This window comes from Fontisubflavum oceani, from assembly GCF_030407165.1.
Lineage (GTDB): Bacteria > Pseudomonadota > Alphaproteobacteria > Rhodobacterales > Rhodobacteraceae > Rhodophyticola > Rhodophyticola oceani.
Map to the genome: position 1 here is coordinate 145,462 of NZ_CP129111.1, position 22,952 is coordinate 168,413.

Here is a 22,952-nt window from a genome sequence, read left to right on the forward strand (position 1 = left end):
CTCTCCGCCAGTCCTACCTTCGGGGCATGGAAAACACTGCCCCTCTCATCGACCCCTTTGCCCGCGCGATCAACTATCTGCGCGTCTCCGTCACAGATCGTTGCGATTTCCGCTGCGTCTATTGCATGTCGGAGAACATGACCTTCTTGCCGAAGAAAGAGCTTCTGACGCTGGAAGAACTCGATCGGATGTGTTCGACTTTCATCCGCATGGGCGTCCAGAAACTGCGGATCACCGGAGGTGAGCCGCTCGTCCGCCGCGATATCATGACTTTTTTCCAGTCCATGACACGGCATCTCGACTCGGGCGCGCTCAAAGAATTGACGCTGACCACCAATGGCAGCCAACTCTCGCGCTTCGCCGAGCAACTCTATGCTGCGGGCATCCGTCGGATCAACGTCTCGCTCGATACGCTGGATGAGACGAAATTCGCCGAAATCACCCGGTGGGGGCGCCTGAAGCAGGTTCTGGAAGGGATCGATGCGGCACAGAAAGCCGGGCTGCGGGTGAAAATCAACGCGGTGGCGCTGAAAGACTTCAACGAGGACGAACTTTTCACCCTGCAAGAGTGGTGCGCTTCGCGGGATATGGACCTGACCTTCATCGAAGTCATGCCAATGGGCGATCTCGGCAATGAGGACCGGATCACACAATACTGGTCTCTGAAAGACCTGCGCGCTCGTCTCGCCGAACGCTTCAACCTGATCGATTTGGCCGAACGCACGGGCGGCCCGGCGCGCTACGTGAAGCTCGAAGAGACCGGCCAGAAAATTGGCTTCATCACCCCGCTCACCCATAATTTCTGCGAAAGCTGCAACCGGGTGCGCCTGACCTGCACGGGCGAGCTCTATATGTGTCTCGGCCAGGAAGACATGGCCGACCTCCGCGCGCCGCTCAGGGACTCCCGCGACGACGTTTTGCTAGAAGAAGCGATCCGCGCCGCAATCGAGCGCAAACCCAAAGGCCATGATTTCGACTATTCCCGCCAGAAGGTAGATGGCCAGGTTTCCCGCCATATGAGCCATACGGGTGGGTAAGACTAAGTCCGCAACTCCTTATGCGCCAAAATCATCTCGACGCGATCATCGAGACCTTGCAAAAGCACCTCGGCGCGCCACCCGGCGCGCCCACGGAACATGTACCCTTGGCGCATATCATAAAGCAGCGCGGCCCGATCCAAAGACGGGAAATCAGGCGGTAGAGTGCCTTTCTCGATCTCTTTATCGAACCGCGCGGCGAGCCGTTTGTCGGTATCTTCAATCGCTTTTTCAACGCGTTCCGCCACACCTTCAACCTGCCCGATATTGGTTGAAACGCTGGACGCCAAGAAGCATCCCTTTGCCCCACTGTCATTCTCGGTAGCATAGAGGATAACTTCTTCGAGGAAGCCCCGCACGGCTTTGCGAATATCGGGCTCGGCTTCGAAGGCCACCACCGGGGCGCATCCGTCGACATCGGCGTAACGGTCGATGGTCTTTAGATACAGCTCCCGCTTGTCGCCAAAAGCCGCATACATGCTGGGCCCGGTGATCCCCATAGCCTTGGTCAGATCGCGAAGCGACGCGCCATCGAATCCCTTTGCCCAAAACACCGCCATCGCCTTCAAAAGCGCGGCATCATAGTCGAAATTTCTCGGTCGCCCAATTTTTTTTGTATCGGTCAATATATAATCCTTGACGCTCGCGCGAGTCGCTGATTTATCTATCGAACGATATATAACGCGAGATAACCCCTATGACCAGCCCTAAACCGCTGGCCGGAAGCGCTTTTCCGGCCCTCAATATTCCTGTGCTCACTGGCGGGAAACGCGCCCTTTCCAAGCCCAAAGACGGGTTCGATTGGCAACTTATCGTGGCCTATCGCGGCAAACACTGCCCGATCTGCACCCGCTATCTGCAAGAGTTGAATGCCGCCTTGCCGGGCTTGAATGCCATCGGCGTCGACGTCATCGCGATCTCTGCCGATGACGAAGACCGCGCCGGGGGTCACATGGACGAGGTTCAGCCTCTTTATGACGTCGGCTACGATCTCAGCGTTCCGCAGATGCAGGCGCTCGGACTTTATATTTCGGGGCCTCGCAATGGCATGAACGTGGAGCGCCCCTTTGCCGAACCTGGCCTCTTTGTCGTGAATGCGGAAGGCGATTTACAGCTTGTCGACATCTCCAATGTCCCGTTCGCGCGCCCCGATCTCCAGTCTATTCTGCGCGGTCTAACCTTCTTGCGCGGTCTCACCGACCCGTTTCCCGTCAACGGCTCTTACGTTTGAAACCCCCTCGAACAGGATCAAAAAATGACCCAATCCCCCCAAACTGAGGCCGTGAAGGCCACAATTGACGCGTTAATCCAGGCCGGTACGGCCTCCGATTTGAGCGGCCTCGACAGAATATATCACCGTGACATGAGAATCCTCATGATCGACACCGACGGCACACTTGCCGAGTTCGACAAACCTGGCTTCATCGACATGCTGGCCGAGACTGTACGGGAGAGCGCCGGTGTCGATAACACCTGGGCCAAGTATAACGCCATCCATGCCGATGGTGCGCACGGCCACGTTCTGATTACCCGCAAAGTGCAGTTGGGCGGTGAGGACAAAACACTCGTTCTCAGCATTGACCTGGCGCAGGAAGACGCCCGCTGGCAGGTCACAAGAGAGGTGATTTTTGTCCGCCCCAATCCTGATGGGATGCCGCAATGATCTGCACAAACCTCCATAACAAGACACAAGGAAACGGCTTCATGCGTGTTATCGCCCTGCTGTCTGCCGTGGCTCTCTCAACCGGGATCGCCATTGCCGAAGAAACCACCCAAACCGCCATTGAAGCGTTGACCGCGTTGAATGATCGGTTCAATGCCGCTGCGGCGGCGCATGATGCCGATGGCCTGCTCGATCTTTACGCCGATGACACGCTCTGGATCGCCCAAGGAACGCCCGTCACCCAAGGGCTTCAGGGCCCCCGCGACCTGTTTGAATTTGTCACGTCGAACCAGGGCGAAGTCACCCATACGATCGATCATCTCTTTGTCTCGGAGGATGCGCCGCTTGCGGTGATGATCGGCTCTGTCGACGCTCGGATCGAAACTGCTGGGCTCGACGCGACCGGAACCTATCTCTTTGTGCTCGAACCGACAGAAACCGGTTGGGAAGTCGTCACCGATATGTGGCACCAACACGATCAAAACTAAACACGTGGCCGGCCAGCACAGCGGCGCGGGCCGGCCACACTCTCGATCAGCGTGACGTCAAGCAGCCGGCATCCGCTTCTCGACAATCTCCGCCCACCAGGAACATCCCGCCGGGATCGTTTCGTCGTTGAAGTTGTATTTCGGGTGATGCACTGCCGCCGTGTCACCATTGCCGACGAGGATATAGGCTCCGGGCCGGGCGTTCAGCATGAAGGCAAAATCCTCGCCGCCCATGACCAGCGGGGCGTCCTCGCAGTCACCGGAAACCGACTTGGCCACCTCGGCGGCAAACTCGGTCTGCTCTTCGGAGTTCACCATAACCGGATAGCCGCGCCGATAGTCGACTTCGGCTTTGCCACCCATCATCGCCGCCGTGCCCTCGGCGATTTCTTTCAACCGCGCTTCGGCCAAATCCTGAATGCCCGGATCCATGGTCCGGACGGTGCCGCGCAGGTGCACGGTTTCCGGGATCACGTTATGGGCGTTTGAGCCGGTCTCGAAGGACGTCACTGAAACCACGAGCTGTTTCACCGGGTCGGCATTCCGGCTGGCGATTGACTGCAACGCAAGAACCACATGCGCGCCCATCACGGTCGTGTCGACGGTTTCTTGCGGTTTTGCCGCGTGGCCGCCTTGGCCGGTCAGATAGATGTCGAATTGGTCCGCTGCCGCAAAAAACGCACCGGGGCGGATCGAGAAAGACCCGACCGGTTTGCCAGGCCAATTGTGCATCCCGTAAACCTCATCGATCTTAAACGTGTCCATGATCCCGTCATCGACCATCTCTTTGCCGCCGCCCCCGCCTTCTTCGGCAGGCTGAAAGATCACCGCAACCGTGCCGTCGAAATTGCGGGTCTCGGCCAGGTATTTCGCGGCCCCAAGCAACATTGCGGTGTGCCCATCATGGCCGCACGCATGCATCGCGCCCGGCGTTTTCGAGGCATAGTCCACGCCGGTCTCCTCATGGATCGGCAACGCATCCATATCCGCGCGGAGACCAATGGTTTTGCCGGAGCTGTCGGTTTTGCCCTTGATGATGCCCACAACCCCGGTACGCCCGAGACCCGTCACCACCTCATCACAGCCGAACTCTTTCAGCTTCTCCGCGACAATGCCCGAGGTGCGGTGCGTCTCGAACAGGATCTCGGGGTTCTCATGCAGATCGCGCCGCCATTCAGTGATCTCGGGCAGCAACTCGGCAAAACGGTTTTTGACGGGCATAGGTCTCTTTCTCCTGGTTCTAAATGTTACGCCGCCGGCATGCGGCGTTCGACCAATTCGGCAAAGAAGCTACATCCAAAGGGGATAGCTTCATCGTTGAAGTTATAGGCAGGGTGGTGGCATTGGGCGCTGTCGCCATTGCCAAGGAACAGATAGGCCCCGGGGCGTTCCTCCAACATATAGGAGAAATCCTCCGATGGCATGATCGGGTTGGCCTCCGCATCGACTTTCAGGCCAGCGGCTGCGGCGGCCTCGGCAGCATAGTCCACAGAAGTGGCATCATTCACCGTCACCGGATAGCCCGGGGTCCAGATCACCTCGGCCTTGGCGCCAAAGGCGGAGGCCGTGTCTTCGGCCACCCGCCGGACCCGCTCTTCAGCGAGCGCGCGGGCTTCCGGCTCAAGGCAACGGACCGTTCCCTCCATCCGCGCCGTATCGGGGATGATGTTGGACTGGTTGGAGTCGGTCTCAAACGTCCCAACCGTCAGCACGACACGACCCAGTGGGTCGACATTGCGCGACACAATCGTATGCAGCGTCACGACGATCTGCGCCGCAACCAAGGTCGTATCGACGGCCTTATGAGGCTCCGCCGCATGACCGCCCTGACCGGTCACAATGATCTCAAACTCATCGGAAGACGCCTGAAGCGGCCCTGGACAGGTGACGATCTCCCCAACTGGCACCCCCGGCGCATTATGCACGCCATAGACCTCATCAATCTTCCATCGCGTCATCAACCCGTCATCGATCATCGCCTTGGCCCCTGCCCCGCCCTCTTCGGCGGGTTGGAAGATCAACACCACGGTCCCATCGAAATTCCGCGTCTCGGCCATGTATTTCGCCGCACCCAGAAGCATCGCCGTGTGCCCATCATGGCCGCACGCATGCATCACACCCGGCGTTTTCGAAGCATAGTCGAGCCCGGTGATTTCATGGATCGGCAGCGCGTCCATGTCGGCGCGGAGCCCGATGGCCTTACCTGCGCTATCCGTCTTGCCCTTGATCACCGCCACAACCCCGGTCCGACCAATCCCTTCGACCACCTCGTCACAGCCAAAGGCGCGCAACCGCTCCGCGACCAAGGCCGCCGTGCGCGGCAGTTCATACATCAGCTCAGGGTTCTCATGCATATCGCGCCGCCATTCGGTGATCTCGGGCAGCAACTCGGCAAAACGATTCTTGATCGGCATCGGTCAGACTCCTTGATCAGGCTGCAGGCATCCGGCGTTCCACAAGCTCAGCAAAGAAGCTGCAGCCATACGGGATCGCCTCATCGTTGAAGTTGTATTTTGGGTGATGGACCTTGGCGGTGTCGCCATTGCCGATATTCACAAAGGCACCGGGCCGAGACAGAAGCATATAGCTGAAATCCTCCGCGCCCATCCGCGGCGGACGCCCGTAGTGCACGCGCCCCTGCCCGGCAACCGCCTCGGCAATCTCGGCCGCAATCTCGGCGTTTTTCTCATGGTTCACCGTTACGGGGTATCCCCGGTGATACTCGATATGTGCCGTGCAGCCATAGGCGGCGGCGGTGGATTGCACGATCTCGATCACGCGGACCTCGGCCATATCGCGAATGCCTTCATCCAGCGTCCGCACCGTGCCGCGCAAAAGGACAGAATTGGGAATCACATTCGACGCTTCCGAGCTGGTCTTCATCGTGCAAACCGACACCACCACCTGTTTCAGCGGGTCGACATTGCGGCTCGACACGGTTTGCAGCGCCATCACCGCGGCGCAGGTCGCAGGCGTCGGGTCGATGCAGTTATGCGGTTGCGCCGCATGGCCGCCCTTGCCGGTGATGGTGATCTCAAAATCATCCGCCGCCGCCATGATCGGGCCGGGCGCCACGCCAAACTCGCCCACGGGCAGGCCCGGCTCATTATGCATGCCATAGACTTCTTCGATGCCGAACCGGTCCATCATCCCGTCATCGACCATCGCCTTGCCGCCCGCGCCGCCTTCTTCGGCGGGCTGAAAGATCACACAGACCGTGCCGTCGAAATTGCGCGTCTCAGCCAGGTATTTCGCTGTGCCAAGCAGCATTGCGGTATGCCCATCATGGCCGCAGGCATGCATTTTCCCATCGGTTTGAGAGGCATAGGCCAGCCCGGTTTCCTCGTTCATCGGCAACGCATCCATATCGGCACGCAGTCCAACACAGCGATCGGCCGTGTTCGTCTTGCCCCGGATCACCCCGACAATGCCCGATTTGCCGATCCCCGTGACCACCTCGTCAACGCCAAAGGCCTTAAGCTGCGCCTCGACCAATGCGGTCGTCTTCGGCAAGTCGTATTGTAGTTCAGGGTTGGCGTGAATCTCGCGACGCCACCCCGTGATCTCGTCATGCAGCTCGGCAAGGCGATTCTTCACGGGCATCGGGTTACTCCTCTGTCAGAATGTCCAACAGGCGGGCCATGAAACGCTCGCCTTGCTGAAACTGGTCAATGGTTATGAACTCATTTGGCTGATGCGCCTGTTCGATATTGCCGGGGCCGCAAACCACGGCGGAATAGCCGCCCGCCTGAAACTGCCCGGCTTCGGTGCCGAAGCTCACCACATGGGTGGCATTGTCACCGGTCAGGCGGCGCACCATGGCTTCGGCGGCGCCGTCAGTCTCGGGGCTCAGCCCGGCACATCCCAAAGCGGGTCGGCCTGGATGAAGCAAGACGGCTCAACCGCCTGCATCTCCGCCTCCAGTTTGCGGACCTCGGTCAGATAGCGGTCGGCCCAGTCCTGTGGCGACTCGTTGGGGACGCAACGAAATGACAGGACAAACCGGCAATCCTTCGCCGTGATGTTATGCGCCGTGCCACCTTCGATCTTGCCGACATGGATCGTTGTGTAGGGCGGATCAAACGGGTTGCCCGGATCGGCGTTGGCCCGGTTTTCGGCATTCATCCGATTGGCCCAGTTGATCAGCTTGGCGCCTTCCATGATCGCCGAGACGCCGCGATCTTGCAGCGAGCTATGCACTTCGAACCCGCGGACATGCATATCGAATCCGGTGCCGCCCTTATGGCCGGTCACCGTCCGCATTTCGGTTGGTTCGCCAATGATCGCAAGGGCCGCCTTAGGCATATGCGGCTGCATCGCGGCGATCATCGGCGGCGCGCCGATACAGCCGATTTCCTCATCGCGGGTCAGGCAGATTTGCAGCGGGCGTTTCAACCCGCGCTCCAATGCCGGCGCGACCAGGCTCAGCGCCAGCGCATCGAAACCCTTCATGTCGCAGGTACCGCGCCCATAGAGCTTGCCATCGCGTTCCGTCACCTGAAACGGGTCGGTGTCCCAGGCCTGTCCATCGACCGGCACAACGTCGGTATGACCCGACAGAATGACGCCGCCCGTGTCTTCCGGCCCCAAATGCGCGTAAAGCGAAGCCTTGGACCCATCCTCGTTGTAATCGCGATGACAGGTGACGCCGAGATCGGTGAGATACCCTTCCACCCAATCGACCAGTTCCAAGTTCGAATCCCGGCTGACGGTCGGAAAAGAAACAAGCTTTTCAAGCAGTTCCCGCGCAGAAAGGGCGGCTCGCATCCTCGACTCCTATAGGTGAATACGGCTGACCCTGTGCCGAACCCGCCGCGTCGTCAAGCCCAGCCTGTGACAAGTGCCTAAGTCTTGTGCATCTGCCTGAACGTCACGCAAGAGCCCTCCGATTGCCGCTTGCGGGCCGCGAATTTCCTGTTACCGTCACTCACATTGCTTGCACCCGCCCATCAGAGGCCGGGACAATACCAACTGGTGAGGAGCGTCACACGATGCCCGATGGGGGTCTGCCCTCTGTCCTTGATGTAAAGGACCTCAAAACTGTTTTCCGCACCCGGCGCGGCGAAGTCCATGCCGTGAATGATGTGAGCTTCCACCTGGAACCGGGGGAACTGCTCGGTGTGGTTGGCGAAAGCGGCTCTGGAAAATCGGTGACGATGATGTCGCTGATCGGCCTTCTGCCGATGCCCCCGGCCGAAGTGCGCAATGGCCAAGTTCTGTTCGAAGGGCAGGATTTGCTGACTTGCAACGAAGACGAATTGCGCGCCGTGCGTGGCGCCCGCATCGGCTTTGTGTTCCAGGATCCGATGACCTCGCTGAACCCGGTGTTCAATGTCGGCTATCAGATCACCGAACCGCTCAGAAAGCATATGGGGTTGAACAAATCCCAGGCTCGAAAGCGCGCGGTCGAGCTTCTGGAACTGGTCGGCATTCCCGACGCGGCCCGCCGCTTGGGCGACTATCCGCACCAGTTTTCGGGGGTATGCGCCAGCGGGTGATGATTGCCATCGCGCTGGCCTGCGACCCGAAAGTGTTGATCGCCGACGAGCCGACCACCGCGCTCGATGTGACGATCCAAGCGCAAATTCTCGAACTGGTGAAAGAACTGCGCCAGAAGCTCGGCATGGCCATCGTCTGGATCACCCATGATTTGGGCGTGATCGCCGGCATCGCAGACCGGGTTATGGTGATGTATGGCGGTCAGGTGGTCGAGCAAGGCCCGGTGCGCGAATTATTCGCCAACCCGAAGCATCCTTATACAAGAATGCTGTTGGAAACGGTGCCCTCCGTCACCGGTGAGCGCTCCGAACGCTTGCAGGTCATCGAAGGTCAGCCGCCGATTTTGGGCCATGCGCCGGATAGCTGCCCGTTCCGCGCCCGTTGTCCCCTCGCATTCGACCGCTGTGCAAAGGAAAACCCGCTGCGTGTTCCGGTTGGCCCGTCACATGACGCCGCCTGTTTCTGGGACGTAGATAAGGGGGCGCCCCGCGATGTTTGACGCCAGCGCGAACAAGAAGCTTGTCGAGGTCGACGGGCTGAAAATGTACTTCCCGATTTATAGTGGGCTGCTGCGCCGCCATACCGGCAATGTGAAGGCCGTGGATGGGGTGAGCTTCGATATTTTCGAGGGGGAAACCCTCGGCCTGGTTGGCGAAAGCGGCTGCGGTAAATCCACCTGCGGACGCGCCATCCTGCGGCTCTATGAGCCGACGGAAGGGTCGATTCGCATTGATGGCGAAGAGATTGCTCATGTCGGGTTCGACAAGCTCCGCAAGATGCGCCCGACCATGCAAATGGTGTTCCAAGACCCGCAAGCGAGCCTCAACCCGCGGATGACCGTGGCCGCGATTATCGGCGAGCCACTTTCGGAGCATTCCGGCAAGTCGAAAGACGAGCAACTTGAACGCATCTATGAGTTGATGGATGCGGTCGGCCTGAACCGCGATTTCGCCAATCGCTACCCGCATGAGTTTTCCGGCGGTCAGCGACAGCGCATCGGCATCGCCCGCGCCCTGGCGCTGAACCCGAAATTCATCGTCTGTGACGAACCGATTGCGGCGCTGGACGTGTCGATCCAGGCACAAGTCGTCAATCTTCTAGAAGATTTGCAGCAGAAACTCGGCTTGACCTATCTGTTCATCTCCCATGACCTCTCGATGGTGCGCCATATCGCGGACCGGGTCGCGGTGATGTATCTGGGCAAAGTGGTTGAGCTTGCCCCGCGCGAGGGGCTCTATGCCGACCCGCTCCACCCCTATACCAAGGCGCTCCTGTCGGCCGTGCCAGAACCCGATCCGGTTGCCCATGACAATGCCAATCGCACGATCCTGGAGGGCGATGTCCCAAGTCCGTCAAACCCACCGCAAGGCTGCAACTTCTGCACGCGCTGCCCCGCAGTGATGGATATCTGTCGCCAGGTCGACCCCGAATTCAAAGAGGTGAAACCCGGCCGCTACGTCGCCTGCCACCTCTATGACGACACCAAGACGACCGCTGAACCAACGGCGGCGGCTGAGGCCTGAAATGAGCAACCCAACAAGGAGAGAGACATGAACTCTAAGACACTTCTACTAGGGGCGGCGGCAGCCTTTATGCTGTCCCCCGTGGCAGCGATGGCCGAGCGCGGCTCATCGGGCCATCTCAACATCATCTATTGGCAAGCGCCCTCGACGCTCAATCCATATCTCTCGGGTGGTACGAAAGAGGTGGAATCGGCATCTCTGGTCCTCGAAAGCCTGGCGCGTTTTGACAACACCGGGACCATGGTGCCTTGGCTCGCAACTGAAATCCCAACCATTGAGAATGGTGGTGTGGCCGAGGATCTGACCTCAATCACGTGGACCTTGGCCGAAGGCGTTATGTGGTCTGATGGCACGGCGCTGACGCCTGCCGACCTCATATTCACCTGGGAATACTGCACCCATCCCGAAGGCGGCTGTGCACAGGCCAGCTATTTCGATGGCGTCACCAGCGTTGAGGACTTGGGCGATAACCAAGTGCGCGTAAACTTCGCGGCCCCGACACCATTCCCTTACACCGCCTTTGTCGGCGCTGAGAGCCCGATCATCCAAGCCGCGCAATTCGCGGAGTGCCTTGGCGCCCGCGCCCCGGAATGCACCGACGCCAACTTTGGACCGATTGGCACCGGCCCCTTCGTTGTGACCGATTTCCGGCCTAATGACGTCATTGAGTTCGTGGCCAACGAGAACTTCCGCTTCCCCGATCGTCCGTATTTCGAAACCGTGACCTTCAAAGGCGGCGGTGATGCAGCGGCAGCGGCGCGGTCGGTTCTGGAAACTGGCGAGTTCGACTATGCCTGGAACCTCCAGATCGACCCAACCATCCTGGCGCAGATGGAAGCGCAGGGGAACGGTACGGTCGTGACCGCGTTCGGCACCTCGGTTGAGCGTCTGCACTTGAACCAGTTCAATCCTGATCCAGCTCTTGGCGATGTGCGCTCGACAGCCGATGCCGGCCCGCATCCGTTCCTGACAAACCCGGTGATTGGCCAAGCAATGTCGATGGCGATCGACCGCGCGCTTCTCGTGGAAGTGGGATATGGGGCCGGCGGTCAGCCGACCTGTAACGTGCTGCCAGCGCCCGAGCTCTATGCCTCGACCGCCAATGACAGCTGCTTGGTCCAGGACATCGCGGGAGCCAATGCGCTCTTGGATGAAGCCGGCATCGTCGACACCAATGGCGACGGTATCCGCGAAGCCGATGGTGTACCGCTCCAGGTGCTCTATCAGACCTCGACCAACGCCGTCCGTCAGGACACCCAAGCCTTGGTGAAGCAGTGGTGGAGCGAGATCGGTATCGACGCCGAGCTGCGCAACATCGATGCGTCGGTCTTCTTCGGTGGTGATCCGGCCTCTCCGGATACGTTCCAGAAGTTCTACGCCGATATCGAGATGTACACCAACAACTTCGCTGGTGTGGATCCGCAGGCTTATATGGCCAACTGGCGCTGCAACGAGATCCCGGGCCCCGACACCCAGTGGCAGGGTTCCAACATCCAGCGCTTCTGTGATCCGGCCTATGATGCGCTCGTCGATGAGATGGCCATGACAGCCGATCTTCAGGAACGTGGCCGCATCGCGCGTGAGATGAACGATATGATCATGCAGAGCTACTCGATCATTCCGCTCGTTCACCGTGGCGGCGTGTCGGCTCATGCCAACTCGCTCGAAGGCATCCGCATGTCCGACTGGGACAGCGAGCTGTGGAACATCATGGATTGGCGTCGCGCCGAATAATCCCATGATCCTCTGACCTTGCGCCGTCCCGCCCGCTCGGGGCGGCGCAACAAAAGATCGGGCCCCATATATGAGCATCGAGATTTATCTGGCCTATCTGGCGACCGTGGGCGTGTTTTTCGCCTCGCCTCCCGGTCCGAGCCAGCTTCTGATGATCTCCCACTCCATGCGTCATGGCCCGCGTCGCAGCGGCTGGACCGTCGCCGGTGACCTTTCCGCGAATTTCTTACAAATGCTGGCCGCCGGTTTCGGCTTGGCCGCTTTGATCGCCACCACCGATTGGGCGCTTGATGTGATCAAATGGGCCGGTGTCGCCTATCTGGTCTGGATGGGCATTCGCACCTTCCGCGCAGCCCCCACGCCCCCTGGCGAGGCGGCCCGGCTGGCCTCCGCCCGGCAGCTCTATTTCCAGGGCTTCTTTACCTCCGCGTCGAACCCCAAAGCGGTGTTCTTCTTCGCCGCCCTTTTCCCGCAATTCATCACGCCGGAGGCCGCGATCTGGCCCCAGCTTCTGATCTTGGGAGCGACCTATCTCGTGATCGATGGCGTGATCCTCTTCATCTACGGCGCGACGGCGGCCCGGCTCTTTGCCCGGCTCGCCTCCCGCGGCCGCCTCCTCAACCGCCTTTCGGGCAGTGCCATGATTGGCGCCGCAGGTCTTCTGGCCCTGCGCGACGCCCAGGCACGATGACCCGCCTCGTTTTGCAAAGGGACCGCACCATATGCTGACCTATACAATCCGGCGATTGCTGCTGGCGATCCCGACCCTGCTGTTCATCAGCTTCATCATCTTCCTGATCGTGAAGCTGTCGCCCTCGGATCCGACGGCGGGCCTACCGCTGACGATCCCGCCAGAGGTGCGGGAACAGATTCGTGAAAGCCTGGGCGTGAACCAACCCGTCTTCGTGCAGTATCTCCGATGGCTGCAACTCATGGTTTGGAACGAGCCGCTGCACCTGATCGAAAGCTGGACCGGCTGGCAGGTCGGGCCGGAAGGGCCCCGGATCATCTCCTACCAGACCCGCTCGCCGGTGATGGAACTGATCATGCAGCGGATGCCGCAAACCCTCTGGGTCGTCGGCATCAGCTATATCGTCGGCATCCTGATCGCCCTGCCGATCGGGATCATCTCGGCCTACCGGCAGTATTCCTGGTTCGATCAGATCGGGACGTTCATCTCGATGCTCGGCTTCTCAGTTCCGACTTTCTTCACCGGGGTTCTGTTCATCGTGATCTTCGCGGTCAATCTGGGTTGGTTCCCAAGCGTCTATGACACAACCCATGTGGTGACCGATTGGGATAGCTTCATCGTCCAACTGAAGCAGATCATTATGCCGGTCATGGTCTTGGGCCTGTTCAACGCCAGCCAGATCAGCCGCTTCATGCGCGCCTCGATGCTCGACAACCTGAACCAGGACTACGTCCGCACCGCCCGCGCCAAGGGCCTGACCGAGAAGGTCGTGGTTCTGGTCCATGTGCTGCGCAACTCGCTGATCCCGGTTGTGACCGTGATTGCACTCAACGTGCCCGCCGTCTTTGGCGGCGCCATCATCACCGAGCAGGTCTTCAAGGTGAACGGGATCGGTCAGTTGCTGATCATCGCGATCCAGTCGGGTGATGTGCCGACCGTGCAAACCGTGTCCTTTATTTTCGCCGTGTTGATCGTGCTCTTTAACCTCATCGCCGATGTCCTTTATGGCGTGCTCGACCCGAGGATCCGCTATGACTGATGCCCCCATCATTCCGGCCGATGACGGCCTCGAAGACTACCGCCCGCCGCGCAACCAGTGGTGGGATGTGTGGGACCAGTTCAAAACCCATAAGGGCGCGATGCTGGGCCTGGGCTTCTTTATCTTTGCCCTGCTCTTCGTCTTTATCGGTCCGCTGGTCTGGACCATCGACCCGACCTATATCGACATCCGCGCGCGCAACTCCGGCCCGAGCCTCGCCCATCCGATGGGCACCGACCAATTGGGCCGCGACACGCTGGCCCGGATGATGGCCGGCGGGCAGACATCGATTGCCGTGGGCTTGACTGCGATGTTGCTCAGCTTGGTGCTCGGCACATTGATCGGCGTGTTGGCGGGCTATTTCAAGCGGCTCGACGGGCTTTTGATGCGGACCACGGATTTGTTCCTGGCGATGCCGCTTCTGCCGCTGCTCTTGGTCATCATCATGCTGTTCCGCGACCAACTCCGCGCAGCCTTCGGCCCTGAGGGCGGCATTTTCATCCTGATCGTCTTCGTGATCGGCATCACCTCCTGGATGCAAACCGCGCGGGTTGTGCGCGGCGATGTGTTGGCTCTGAAAGAACGCGAGTTTGTGCTGGCGGCCAAATCCATCGGCACGCCGTCACACCGGATGATCCTCCGCCATGTGCTGCCCAATGTGATGTCACCGATCATGGTTTCGGCCACGCTTGGCATCGCGAACGCCATCATCACCGAAAGCGCGCTGTCTTTCTTGGGTCTCGGCTTCCCAAGCGACTTCCCCACCTGGGGTCGGCTGCTCTTTGACGCCACCGATTGGCTGCAACAGAACCCTGAGCGAGTAATCTGGCCCGGCATGGCGATCTCGCTGACCGTGCTGAGCGTGAACTATATCGGCGACGGTCTCCGCGACGCGCTCGATCCGCGTATTCGGGGTCGGTAACTCTCTAATGCCCCGCCCGGTGCCAATCACCGGGCGGCGCGACCTGCGGGGCTAGAGCTCCGCCTCGGCGCGCTCGCCCCATTCGATCTCCCGAAAATCGAACCCATCCTCCAGCGTCGGTTTGACCACCCGGAAATAGGGCGACAGGTCGAAATCCCGCGGCGCAAAGAGCGAATGATGCCGGATATGGTAAATCTCTCGCGCCGCATATTCCGAGCTCTCCGCCCGCCGCTCTGGCAAGATCGGATAGCGGATTGATTGGAACGCTTGCGCAATCAGAGAGGAACAGATCGCTCGCGTCGGATCGCCTGAGCCAAAGGCCAACATCCGACGCCGCCAGCGGATCGGCACCGGCGGCGTTGGCAGGAAATACCGCGCCAGATCGAAGATGTTCCGCATGTCGTAGCGCAGCCCCAGATTGCCGATCATGAAGTCCGCAACCTGGGCGCGCTCTTCCTCATTCAACCCTGCCGCCCGGCAAATCCGCGTGTTGAAGGTCTGGTATTTGCTCAACGGCACCGCAACGCAGCCCTCACCCAAATTCACCTCCACCAGACGCGGGCGCTCGCTGCCATCCTCCGGTTCTGGCAGCACATCGCCGACATAAAGCGCGGCATGGGACCAGGTCGATTGCGTGAGATATTTGATTGCGTTGGATATCCGTTCGCTGCCCTCAATCAGGATCACATCGCCCGGCCGCAGAACCCGGCAGAGGGTTGGGAAATCCGAGGGTGTATAGGGTTGATAGCCCGAGCTTTGCCGGTTGAGCTTGCGCGCCATACGCCGGCCAATCCGGTCAAGCAGGCTGTCGCGGGCAGGCACGATCTTCTCGGTCATAAGGCCACCCCTCCTCCGGGCTCACTCCTTCATATAAGGGCGCAAGCCCACGGGCTTGTCCACGCCGCTCACCACCTCGTCATCCCCCGCGAGCCAGTTGAAACATTGCTCAAATGTTGATGCACCACAGGTGGCTTCTGGCAAAATGACAATCTTTGCGCATTTTGTCATGGAAACCCAACGCCAGCCGCGCTATCTTCTCTCCAAACCCGACAGGAGGCGCGCCATGACCATCCCGCTGACAATCAACGGCACCACCCATCAAATCGACCTGCCCGAAGAGGTTCCGCTCCTCTGGGTCCTCCGCGATGCGTTGGGCATGACCGGCACCAAATTCGGCTGCGGTGTTGCCTCCTGCGGTGCCTGCACTGTGCATATCGGCAGCGAGGCCGTGCGCTCTTGCCAAATCGCGGTGGCGGATGTCTGGGACGAGGTCACCACGATTGAAGGGCTTGGCCAGCCGGGCAATCTCCACGCCCTGCAAGCGGCTTGGGTCGAACATCAGGTGGCCCAATGCGGCTACTGCCAATCGGGTCAGATCATGCAGGCCGCCGATCTGCTCAGCCGCACCCCCAACCCCACGGATCAAGACATCGACGACGCGATGGCCGGCAATCTCTGCCGCTGTGGCACCTATGACCGTATCCGCGCCGCAATCAAAACCGCGGCTGCCACCATTCAAGGAGCGTAACGCCATGAGCCGTCTCGGAACCATTGCCCGCCGCACCTTTCTTCTCGGCACCGCCGCCATCGCGGGCGGCGTCGCCTTTGGCTATTACCAATACGCCCGCGCGCTGCCCAATCCGCTGCCAACCGGCGACGGCAATCACCCGATCACGCCCTATGTCACCATCGACCAGGACGGTGTGACGATCATCACGCCCCGCGCCGAAATGGGCCAAGGCGTCTACACCACACTGGCCGCTTTGGTCGCCGAAGAGTTGGATGTGAATTGGGAGGATATCCGCGTCCAACACGGTCCGCCAGATCAGGCGTATTACAATGGCGGGCTGATGTCCCATGGCCTGCCGGTGAGTGACTATGAACGCTCAGGCTTTCAGGACATGATGATCGAGGCGATGACCGTCATCCCGAAAATGGCAGCGCTTCCAGGTCACCGGCGGCTCGACCTCGATGCTGGACGCCTATGAGAAAATGCGCCTCGCCGGTGCCTCGGCCCGCGAAACCCTGAAACAGGCCGCCGCCGACCGGCTCGGCCTGTCGCGGAGCGCGATGGCCACCGAAGGCGGGGCAGTGATCCCGGCCGATGGCACCCCGATCCCCTATACCGATCTGGCCGAAGCCGCCGCGGAGATCGAACCGATCACCCGCGGCATCGAACTGCGCACCAAAGCCAATTGGCGCTATCTCGGCCAATCCATGCCGCGCACGGATATGCTGGGCAAATCCACCGGCACCGCCATGTTCGGCTCCGATGTCCGGCTGGACGGGATGAAGTTTGCCACCGTCCGTATGTCGCCGCGCCTTGGTGGCGAGATGCTGCGCTTCGATGCCAGCGCCGCCGAGGCCATGGCGGGCGTGGAGAGGGTGATTGATCTCGGCACCGGCATCGCGGTTGTCGCCAACAACACCTGGATTGCGATCCAAGCCGCCGAAGCAGTCGAGATTGAATGGGGCCCCGCCCCTACCCCGAAACCTCAGAAGAACTGATGCAGGTGATCCGCGCCAGCCTCGACAACGAACCAAACTCCACCCTCCGCAACGATGGCGACGCGGATGAGCCCCCTCTGCAATCGGACATCCAGATCGAGGCGGAATATACCATGCCCTGGCTGGCCCATTCGACGATGGAGCCGATGAACGCCACGGCGATCTACTCCAGCGACGCGCTGACGCTCTGGTGCGGGACCCAAGCCCCGATCCTCGCGGAACAAAAAGCTGCTGAGGCCGTCGGGCTCGACCCTGAACAGGTCACCTGCCATGTGACCTATCTTGGCGGCGGCTTTGGGCGCCGGGGCGAGTTCGATTACGCCGTCTTGGCCGCCCGGGTGGCTCGTGAGATCCCCGACACGCCGGTGAAAGTCACTTGGTCGCGCGAAGAAGACATGCGCCACGATTTCTACCGCCCCGCCGCCGCCGCTCGGATGCGCGGCGTGATCCGCGAAGGTTTCGCGCATACGCTTGATGGCCGCATGGCCGCGCCCTCGGTCACGCAGCAGTCTTTGATGCGGATCGCCGGCTTCTCGCCCCCGGCCCCGACAAAGGCCATGTGGAGGGGATGTTCAATCAGCCCTATGCGATCCCCAATTACCGGGTCCAAGGCCATCTGACCGATCTCGCCGTGCCAATCGGCTTCTGGCGCTCGGTCGGCAATTCGATCAACGGCTTCTTCATGGAAAGCTTCATCGACGAGATGGCCCATGCAGCAGGCCGCGACCCCCTGGCCTTCCGCCTGGAACTGGCGCGCGGCGAGCATGCCCCGTCGGCGGGCGTGCTGGAGGCTGTGGCCGATATGGCAAATTGGTCAGGAGAGACACCCGACGGTATCGGGCGCGGTGTGGCGATGACCTTCTCCTTCCACACACCCGTTGCCATTGCGATGGAGGTGAGCGACCAGAACGGTCTGATTTCCATGGATCGCGCCTGGATCGCATGCGATGTGGGCACGGCCCTCGACCCCGGCATTGTCGAACAACAGATGGTCTCGGGTCTGGTCTATGGCCTCACCGCTGCCGTGATGGGCGAGATCAGTTTCTCGGGCGGCGAGGTCGATCAGTATAACTTCCCCGACTACGACGCGCTCCGTATCCATCAGGTGCCGGAGACCGAGGTTCGCATTCTTGAAACACAGCACCATATCGGCGGTGTGGGCGAACCCTCAACGCCGCCATCGATGCCAGCGCTGGCCAATGCGATCTATGATTTGACCGGTGAACGGGTGCGCGACCTGCCGCTCAATCGGCGTTTCGACTTCGTGTTTTGAAGCGGTGCCGCGCTAGGCGGCGCGGCGCAGCATTCGCCAATGGATCAAAATCGGGGGAACGAAGAGCAAAAGCAGCCCCCAGTGATGAAAACTGAAGATCATCAGCGGCAGCCATAGAACGGCGGTGACGAGACCAACCGCCCCGCAGAGCCGGGTGGCGTGTTCCAAACGCATCACACGCTGCAAGCCCAGATGAAGCAGTTTCCCACCATCCAATGGCATCACCGGCAGCATGTTGAAAATCAACAGAAAGAAATTCACCAGCGCACAGATATGAACCGCCCAGGCCAGATCGCCTGGCGGCAGGAACGGCCCGATCAAAACCGCACCGGCCCATAGAACCGCCGTCACAATCGGCCCCATGGCGACAATCAACTCTTCCTCATAAGACGGGGCCGGGCGGTCCCTTTCGCAGAACCCGCCACCACCATAAATCATGATCCGTCGCACGGGTCGGCCTTGGATCAAAGCACCCCAGGCATGGCCCAATTCGTGCAAGAAGATCGACACCAGCAAAATCACGAGGAACAGGAAGTCGTAATAAAGCTCCTGCACCGTGCTGCTAAACAACAGGAAAATCAGGATCAAAAGCAGCAGGCTGCTACCGATTTGTACTGGCACGCCCCATGGTCCGCGAAACTCAAAAAGCGCCGCGTCATTCCGAAACATGACAAAGGTCCATAGATTGGTCGACGTCCACCAGCCGCTCCGAAACGTTTTTCAGATCGTTTTGCACGATGTCCTGGCAAAACTATGGCAATGTCGTCGAAAAACTGGGGATCGAAGACAGCCCATAATGACCAAGCACCCAATACCTGCGATGGACGCCCGCCTCCCCAAGATGGTCCAAGATGCGCTAAAGAATTGCCACAAACCCCCGCGACCTTTTTTCATGGCTCTGATGGTAGTTCTTTAAGGCGCGATAAGATGACTCTGAAAGACCCAACCCTATTTCGTCTACGCGGCATCGGCGGGTGGCCGGTTCAGATCAAAGTGAGCATCCTGTTTCTGGCCGCGTTTCTGGTGCATTTCAACGGCACAGTGGCGGATGTTCTGGCCGAGATGGTGGTTCTCCTCCTGCTCTTCCTCGCGCTCTATCTACATGGATTGGGCCAAGCATTGGCCGCGCGATTGTACGGTGTTCCCGTGCGGCAGATCACTCTCTCTGGCGGGATCAGCACCTGCGACGCCGAGCCCACGCAACCATCGGTTCAAATGACGATTTTGGCGATGGGCCCTCTCACGAACCTGACACTCTGGGCGGTCATGACGCTCATCGTCTCGGTATTACCACAGGGCGGGTTGGCCTGGGCTCTCAACGCCTTCGCCATGGTCAATCTCTATCTCGCGGCGCTCAGCCTGATCCCAATGCGCCCGCTGCCCGGTGGTGCGCTGTTGCAACTGTCGCTGTCGCCGGCTTTGCCGCAGGTCACGGCCGACCGGGTCGTCGCCATCACCGGCCTGATTTGCGCCCTCGCTTGGATCCCGGCGATGCTGATCAGCTACATGCTTCTAGGCCTGCTGCTTTTCGTTCTGCCCGCCGTCCCGGCGCTCTGGCGGATGTTGCATCTCAACCGCGCGATGAGGTTACGAGAAGGTTAAGAAATCGGCCGATAGGGTTGGGAAATTTCCGGTTTCCACGATTTTTTGTAACCTATTCTTCGTCGAACAAGCTTCCTTGGCTCGGCTTCGGCACGGACGCACGCGGCGCCTTACCAACCGGCTTTCGCGCCACACCGCCGCCGGGGATTACCCCCAATCGGCCATCCGCGAACTCGATCTCTAAATGCGCCGCCTTGGCGGCGGCTGCCTGGGTTGTGACCAGAGTTTCGCCTTCCCGAACAACAGCATAGCCTCGGCGGAGCGTCTCTGTATAGCCGAGCGTCTGGCGCAGCCGCTCCAAGGCCTCCACCCGCTCTCGCCGCGCCGCGACCGACGCTTGCGCCACCCGCGTAAACCGCTGATCCACCTCCTCAAATCGCGCCTGTGCCGCCTCCAAACGATCCCTCAAACGCCCCGGCTGCAACCGCCTTGCCTGACTGGCCAACGTTTCCCGCCTGGTCCGCAGCCCGGAGGCCAACCGCCCCGGCACCAGACCGGCCCCGACCCGGCTCGCTTCTATCCGTTTGGCATTCAACGCTTTTTCCAAGGCGGGTGTCAGTCGCCCTGACAACCGATCCGCCAGATTGCGCCGGTCTTGGGTCGCGGCCCTCAGCGCCGGACCAAGCTGCACCACCGCCCGGTCCAACCGTTGACGCGGCGTTTCCAGCAGCGCATCAAGCCGCGGCAAACCGCGCCCCAAATCGCCAAGCCGTTGTTTTCGCGCCGAGACTGCCTGTGCCACGCCGCGCGACAGGCGTCCACCCTGCCCCTCGACCCAAGCCAGCAACTCCAGTCGCACCGGCACCGCCATCTCCGCTGCCGCCGTCGGTGTCGGTGCACGTTTATCGGACGCAAAATCGATCAGCGTCGTATCGGTTTCATGACCCACCGCCGAGATCAGCGGGATGTCACTCTCGGCCGCCGCGCGCACCACGGCCTCTTCGTTGAACCCCCAGAGATCCTCAAGCGACCCACCGCCCCGCGCAACAATCAACAAATCGGGGCGCGGCAGCGCTCCGCCAGGCGTCATCGCGTTGAAGCCCTTGATCGCGTTGGACACCTCCGGCGCACAGCGCTGCCCCTGCACCGCCACGGGCCAGATCAGCACTTTGCGCGGGAACCGGTCCCGCAGCCGATGCAGGATGTCTCGGATCACTGCACCCGATGGCGAGGTCACCACGCCGATGACCTCCGGCAGGTATGGCAGAGGCTGCTTGCGCGCCTCGTCAAACAGCCCCTCAGCCGCCAAGGCCGCGCGCCGTTTCTCCAACATCGCCATCAACGCGCCGACGCCCGCAGGGCGAATATCCTCAATCACCAATTGGTATTTCGATTGCCCCGGAAAGGTGGTGATTCGCCCGGTGGCGACCACTTCCATGCCTTCTTCCGGCTGATGCGCCAGCCGCGCGGAAACCCCTTTCCAGATCACGCCCGCCAGGACGCTGCGATCATCCTTCAAATCCAGATAGATGTGACCTGAGCGCGGCCGTGACAGCCGCCCGACCTCGCCCCGCACACGCACATGGGAAAACGCGCCCTCGACGGTGCGTTTTACCGCGCCGGATATTTCAGAGACGCTGAATTCCGGCGCATTGCCCGGGGTTTCGTCGTCGTCGATCAAATCGGACATCTCGCCCCTGCTCCCATTGCTTGTCTTGGCCTCGCGCGCAGCTTAGAACGCCCGCAATCAAAGGCCAAGGAGGCGTGCCCATGAACATCCTGATCCTCGGCGGCGGCGGGCGCGAACATGCTTTGGCATGGGCCGTGTTGCAAAACCCGAAATGCGACAAGCTGATCGTCGCGCCCGGCAATGCGGGTATCGCCCAAATTGCACAATGCGCGGATTTGGATGTGGAAAATCCGGCGCTTGTCACTGATTTCGCCTGCGAAGAGGCGATTGATTTTGTGATCGTCGGGCCCGAGGCACCACTGGCTGCCGGGGTGGCGGATGCCCTTGGCGATGCTGGCATCCTGACCTTCGGCCCCTCGCAAGCTGCGGCGCAACTCGAGGCCTCGAAAGCCTTCACGAAAGAGATTTGTGATGCCGCGCACGCCCCAACGGCGGCTTATGCGCATTTCACCGAAGCCGACGCCGCCAAGGCCTATATCCGGGACCAGGGCGCGCCGATTGTGGTCAAGGCCGATGGGCTGGCCGCAGGCAAAGGCGTGATCGTGGCGATGGACGAGGCGACGGCTTTGGCCGCGATTGACGACATGTTCGGCGGCGCCTTTGGCGGCGCAGGTGCCGAAGTGGTGATCGAGGAATTCATGGAGGGCGAGGAGGCGAGTTTCTTTGTCCTCTCCGATGGCAAAACCGTCCTGCCAATTGGCACAGCGCAGGACCATAAACGCGCCTATGACGGGGATGAGGGCCCGAATACCGGCGGCATGGGCGCCTATTCGCCCGCGCCGGTTCTGACCGACGCCGTGGCCGCCAAAGCAATGGCCGAGATCATCCAGCCAACAATTGATGAGATGGCCAAACGCGGCACACCCTATCGCGGCGTGCTTTATGCGGGCTTCATGATCAAGGACGGGCAGCCCCGGCTCGTGGAATACAATGTCCGGTTTGGTGACCCCGAGTGCCAGGTTCTGATGATGCGGCTTGGGGCGCAGGCCTTGGATTTGATGCTCGCCTGTGCCGAAGATCGGTTGGCCGAGATGCAGGTGAACTGGGCCGATGACCACGCGATGACCGTGGTGATGGCCGCAAAAGGTTATCCAGGCGCTTATGAAAAAGGCAGCGTGATCAAAGGGCTGGATGGGTTGCCCGAGGATAGCTTTCAGATGGTCTTTCATGCGGGCACAGCCCGGGCCGAGGGGCAATTTCGCGCCGCAGGCGGTCGCGTATTGAACGTCACGGCACGCGGCGCGACGCTTCAAGAGGCGCGCGACAAAGCCTATGACATGGTGGACAAAATCGACTGGCCCGAGGGGTTCGCCCGCTCAGACATCGGCTGGCGGGCGCTTTAA

Annotated in this window: 19 protein-coding genes and 3 pseudogenes; 14 read left to right on the forward strand and 8 right to left on the reverse strand. The window is 60.7% G+C overall.

Features of this window, described 5'->3' with window-relative positions; translation table 11 throughout:
• The first annotated feature begins 26 nt into the window (after positions 1–26).
• Positions 27–1,037, forward strand: a complete 1,011-nt coding sequence (gene moaA, locus QTA57_RS00770; protein WP_290153164.1) for a GTP 3',8-cyclase MoaA — start codon at positions 27–29, stop codon at positions 1,035–1,037.
• A 2-nt stretch (positions 1,038–1,039) separates the two neighbouring features.
• Here the strand turns inward: moaA and QTA57_RS00775 are convergent, their stop codons facing one another.
• Entirely contained in the window at positions 1,040–1,663 is a 624-nt protein-coding gene (locus QTA57_RS00775; protein WP_290153165.1) for a TetR/AcrR family transcriptional regulator, read from the reverse strand.
• 71 nt (positions 1,664–1,734) lie between these two features.
• On the opposite strand from QTA57_RS00775, the gene QTA57_RS00780 reads away from it, so the two are divergent.
• The 3 genes from QTA57_RS00780 to QTA57_RS00790 all read left to right on the forward strand — a co-directional run bounded on the left by QTA57_RS00780 (position 1,735) and on the right by QTA57_RS00790 (position 3,188).
• On the forward strand, positions 1,735–2,268 hold the full coding sequence (locus tag QTA57_RS00780; protein WP_290153166.1) for a redoxin domain-containing protein: 534 nt from the start codon (positions 1,735–1,737) through the stop codon (positions 2,266–2,268).
• A gap of 144 nt (positions 2,269–2,412) precedes the next feature.
• Positions 2,413–2,700 (forward strand): hypothetical protein, encoded by a 288-nt coding sequence (locus tag QTA57_RS00785; protein WP_290153167.1) that lies wholly within the window; start codon positions 2,413–2,415, stop codon positions 2,698–2,700.
• 41 nt (positions 2,701–2,741) lie between these two features.
• Positions 2,742–3,188 carry a YybH family protein gene (locus QTA57_RS00790; RefSeq protein ID WP_290153168.1) on the forward strand — a complete coding sequence of 149 codons (447 nt, stop codon included), beginning with the start codon at positions 2,742–2,744 and terminating at the stop codon, positions 3,186–3,188.
• Between the two features lie 57 nt (positions 3,189–3,245).
• On the opposite strand, the gene QTA57_RS00795 is transcribed toward QTA57_RS00790, so the two are convergent.
• The 4 genes and pseudogenes from QTA57_RS00795 to argE all read right to left on the reverse strand — a co-directional run bounded on the left by QTA57_RS00795 (position 3,246) and on the right by argE (position 7,955).
• On the reverse strand, positions 3,246–4,409 hold the full coding sequence (locus QTA57_RS00795; RefSeq protein ID WP_145211428.1) for a M20 aminoacylase family protein: 1,164 nt from the start codon (positions 4,407–4,409) through the stop codon (positions 3,246–3,248).
• A gap of 26 nt (positions 4,410–4,435) precedes the next feature.
• Positions 4,436–5,602, reverse strand: coding sequence for a M20 aminoacylase family protein (locus QTA57_RS00800; RefSeq protein WP_290153169.1), 1,167 nt, complete (start codon positions 5,600–5,602; stop codon positions 4,436–4,438).
• Positions 5,603–5,618: 16 nt separating this feature from the next.
• Positions 5,619–6,791, reverse strand: a complete 1,173-nt coding sequence (locus tag QTA57_RS00805) for a M20 aminoacylase family protein (RefSeq protein ID WP_290153170.1) — start codon at positions 6,789–6,791, stop codon at positions 5,619–5,621.
• A gap of 4 nt (positions 6,792–6,795) precedes the next feature.
• Positions 6,796–7,955, reverse strand: a pseudogene (gene argE, locus QTA57_RS00810) (acetylornithine deacetylase).
• A 224-nt stretch (positions 7,956–8,179) separates the two neighbouring features.
• Between argE and QTA57_RS00815 the strand changes: the two are divergent.
• The 6 genes and pseudogenes from QTA57_RS00815 to QTA57_RS00840 all read left to right on the forward strand — a co-directional run bounded on the left by QTA57_RS00815 (position 8,180) and on the right by QTA57_RS00840 (position 14,596).
• Positions 8,180–9,186: pseudogene (locus QTA57_RS00815) on the forward strand (ABC transporter ATP-binding protein).
• The gene (locus QTA57_RS00820) at positions 9,179–10,210 is read left to right on the forward strand and encodes an ABC transporter ATP-binding protein (RefSeq protein ID WP_290153171.1); all 1,032 of its coding nucleotides are present in this window, start codon (positions 9,179–9,181) and stop codon (positions 10,208–10,210) included. The pseudogene QTA57_RS00815 and the gene QTA57_RS00820 overlap by 8 nt, the downstream one beginning before the upstream one ends.
• Positions 10,211–10,237: 27 nt before the next feature.
• Positions 10,238–11,944, forward strand: a complete 1,707-nt coding sequence (locus QTA57_RS00825) for a peptide ABC transporter substrate-binding protein (protein ID WP_290153172.1) — start codon at positions 10,238–10,240, stop codon at positions 11,942–11,944.
• A gap of 70 nt (positions 11,945–12,014) precedes the next feature.
• The gene (locus QTA57_RS00830; protein ID WP_290153173.1) at positions 12,015–12,635 is read left to right on the forward strand and encodes a LysE family translocator; all 621 of its coding nucleotides are present in this window, start codon (positions 12,015–12,017) and stop codon (positions 12,633–12,635) included.
• Positions 12,636–12,666: 31 nt separating this feature from the next.
• Positions 12,667–13,674 (forward strand): ABC transporter permease, encoded by a 1,008-nt coding sequence (locus tag QTA57_RS00835; RefSeq protein WP_290153174.1) that lies wholly within the window; start codon positions 12,667–12,669, stop codon positions 13,672–13,674.
• Positions 13,667–14,596, forward strand: a complete 930-nt coding sequence (locus tag QTA57_RS00840) for an ABC transporter permease (RefSeq protein WP_171557778.1) — start codon at positions 13,667–13,669, stop codon at positions 14,594–14,596. The genes QTA57_RS00835 and QTA57_RS00840 overlap by 8 nt, the downstream gene beginning before the upstream one ends.
• Before the next feature lie 51 nt (positions 14,597–14,647).
• Here the strand turns inward: QTA57_RS00840 and QTA57_RS00845 are convergent, their stop codons facing one another.
• Complete coding sequence (locus QTA57_RS00845) at positions 14,648–15,433, reverse strand: YiiX/YebB-like N1pC/P60 family cysteine hydrolase (protein ID WP_290153175.1); 786 nt, start codon at positions 15,431–15,433, stop codon at positions 14,648–14,650.
• 226 nt (positions 15,434–15,659) lie between these two features.
• On the opposite strand from QTA57_RS00845, the gene QTA57_RS00850 reads away from it, so the two are divergent.
• A complete protein-coding gene (locus tag QTA57_RS00850; protein WP_290153176.1) occupies positions 15,660–16,124 on the forward strand; it encodes a (2Fe-2S)-binding protein in 465 nt (154 codons plus the stop codon).
• Between the two features lie 4 nt (positions 16,125–16,128).
• A pseudogene (locus QTA57_RS00855) lies at positions 16,129–18,377 on the forward strand (molybdopterin cofactor-binding domain-containing protein).
• Positions 18,378–18,389: 12 nt separating this feature from the next.
• Here the strand turns inward: QTA57_RS00855 and QTA57_RS00860 are convergent.
• Positions 18,390–19,046 (reverse strand): site-2 protease family protein, encoded by a 657-nt coding sequence (locus tag QTA57_RS00860; protein ID WP_290153177.1) that lies wholly within the window; start codon positions 19,044–19,046, stop codon positions 18,390–18,392.
• 258 nt (positions 19,047–19,304) lie between these two features.
• On the opposite strand from QTA57_RS00860, the gene QTA57_RS00865 reads away from it, so the two are divergent.
• Positions 19,305–19,979 (forward strand): zinc metalloprotease, encoded by a 675-nt coding sequence (locus tag QTA57_RS00865; RefSeq protein WP_290153178.1) that lies wholly within the window; start codon positions 19,305–19,307, stop codon positions 19,977–19,979.
• Between the two features lie 52 nt (positions 19,980–20,031).
• Here the strand turns inward: QTA57_RS00865 and xseA are convergent, their stop codons facing one another.
• The gene (gene xseA, locus QTA57_RS00870) at positions 20,032–21,609 is read right to left on the reverse strand and encodes an exodeoxyribonuclease VII large subunit (protein WP_290153179.1); all 1,578 of its coding nucleotides are present in this window, start codon (positions 21,607–21,609) and stop codon (positions 20,032–20,034) included.
• 80 nt (positions 21,610–21,689) lie between these two features.
• Here xseA and purD point away from each other — a divergent pair, with 80 nt between their 5' ends.
• The gene (purD, locus tag QTA57_RS00875) at positions 21,690–22,952 is read left to right on the forward strand and encodes a phosphoribosylamine--glycine ligase (protein WP_290153180.1); all 1,263 of its coding nucleotides are present in this window, start codon (positions 21,690–21,692) and stop codon (positions 22,950–22,952) included.

Bases quoted from the DNA above. Each gene is read 5' to 3' on its own strand.
- moaA (WP_290153164.1), top strand. From the start codon at position 27: ATGGAAAACACTGCCCCTCTCATCGACCCCTTTGCCCGCGCGATCAAC.
- QTA57_RS00780 (WP_290153166.1), top strand. From the start codon at position 1,735: ATGACCAGCCCTAAACCGCTGGCCGGAAGCGCTTTTCCGGCCCTCAAT.
- QTA57_RS00785 (WP_290153167.1), top strand. From the start codon at position 2,413: ATGATCGACACCGACGGCACACTTGCCGAGTTCGACAAACCTGGCTTC.
- QTA57_RS00790 (WP_290153168.1), top strand. From the start codon at position 2,742: ATGCGTGTTATCGCCCTGCTGTCTGCCGTGGCTCTCTCAACCGGGATC.
- QTA57_RS00795 (WP_145211428.1), bottom strand. From the start codon at position 4,409: ATGCCCGTCAAAAACCGTTTTGCCGAGTTGCTGCCCGAGATCACTGAA.
- QTA57_RS00800 (WP_290153169.1), bottom strand. From the start codon at position 5,602: ATGCCGATCAAGAATCGTTTTGCCGAGTTGCTGCCCGAGATCACCGAA.
- QTA57_RS00805 (WP_290153170.1), bottom strand. From the start codon at position 6,791: ATGCCCGTGAAGAATCGCCTTGCCGAGCTGCATGACGAGATCACGGGG.
- QTA57_RS00820 (WP_290153171.1), top strand. From the start codon at position 9,179: ATGTTTGACGCCAGCGCGAACAAGAAGCTTGTCGAGGTCGACGGGCTG.
- QTA57_RS00825 (WP_290153172.1), top strand. From the start codon at position 10,238: ATGAACTCTAAGACACTTCTACTAGGGGCGGCGGCAGCCTTTATGCTG.
- QTA57_RS00830 (WP_290153173.1), top strand. From the start codon at position 12,015: ATGAGCATCGAGATTTATCTGGCCTATCTGGCGACCGTGGGCGTGTTT.
- QTA57_RS00835 (WP_290153174.1), top strand. From the start codon at position 12,667: ATGCTGACCTATACAATCCGGCGATTGCTGCTGGCGATCCCGACCCTG.
- QTA57_RS00840 (WP_171557778.1), top strand. From the start codon at position 13,667: ATGACTGATGCCCCCATCATTCCGGCCGATGACGGCCTCGAAGACTAC.
- QTA57_RS00845 (WP_290153175.1), bottom strand. From the start codon at position 15,433: ATGACCGAGAAGATCGTGCCTGCCCGCGACAGCCTGCTTGACCGGATT.
- QTA57_RS00850 (WP_290153176.1), top strand. From the start codon at position 15,660: ATGACCATCCCGCTGACAATCAACGGCACCACCCATCAAATCGACCTG.
- QTA57_RS00860 (WP_290153177.1), bottom strand. From the start codon at position 19,046: ATGTTTCGGAATGACGCGGCGCTTTTTGAGTTTCGCGGACCATGGGGC.
- QTA57_RS00865 (WP_290153178.1), top strand. From the start codon at position 19,305: ATGACTCTGAAAGACCCAACCCTATTTCGTCTACGCGGCATCGGCGGG.
- xseA (WP_290153179.1), bottom strand. From the start codon at position 21,609: ATGTCCGATTTGATCGACGACGACGAAACCCCGGGCAATGCGCCGGAA.
- purD (WP_290153180.1), top strand. From the start codon at position 21,690: ATGAACATCCTGATCCTCGGCGGCGGCGGGCGCGAACATGCTTTGGCA.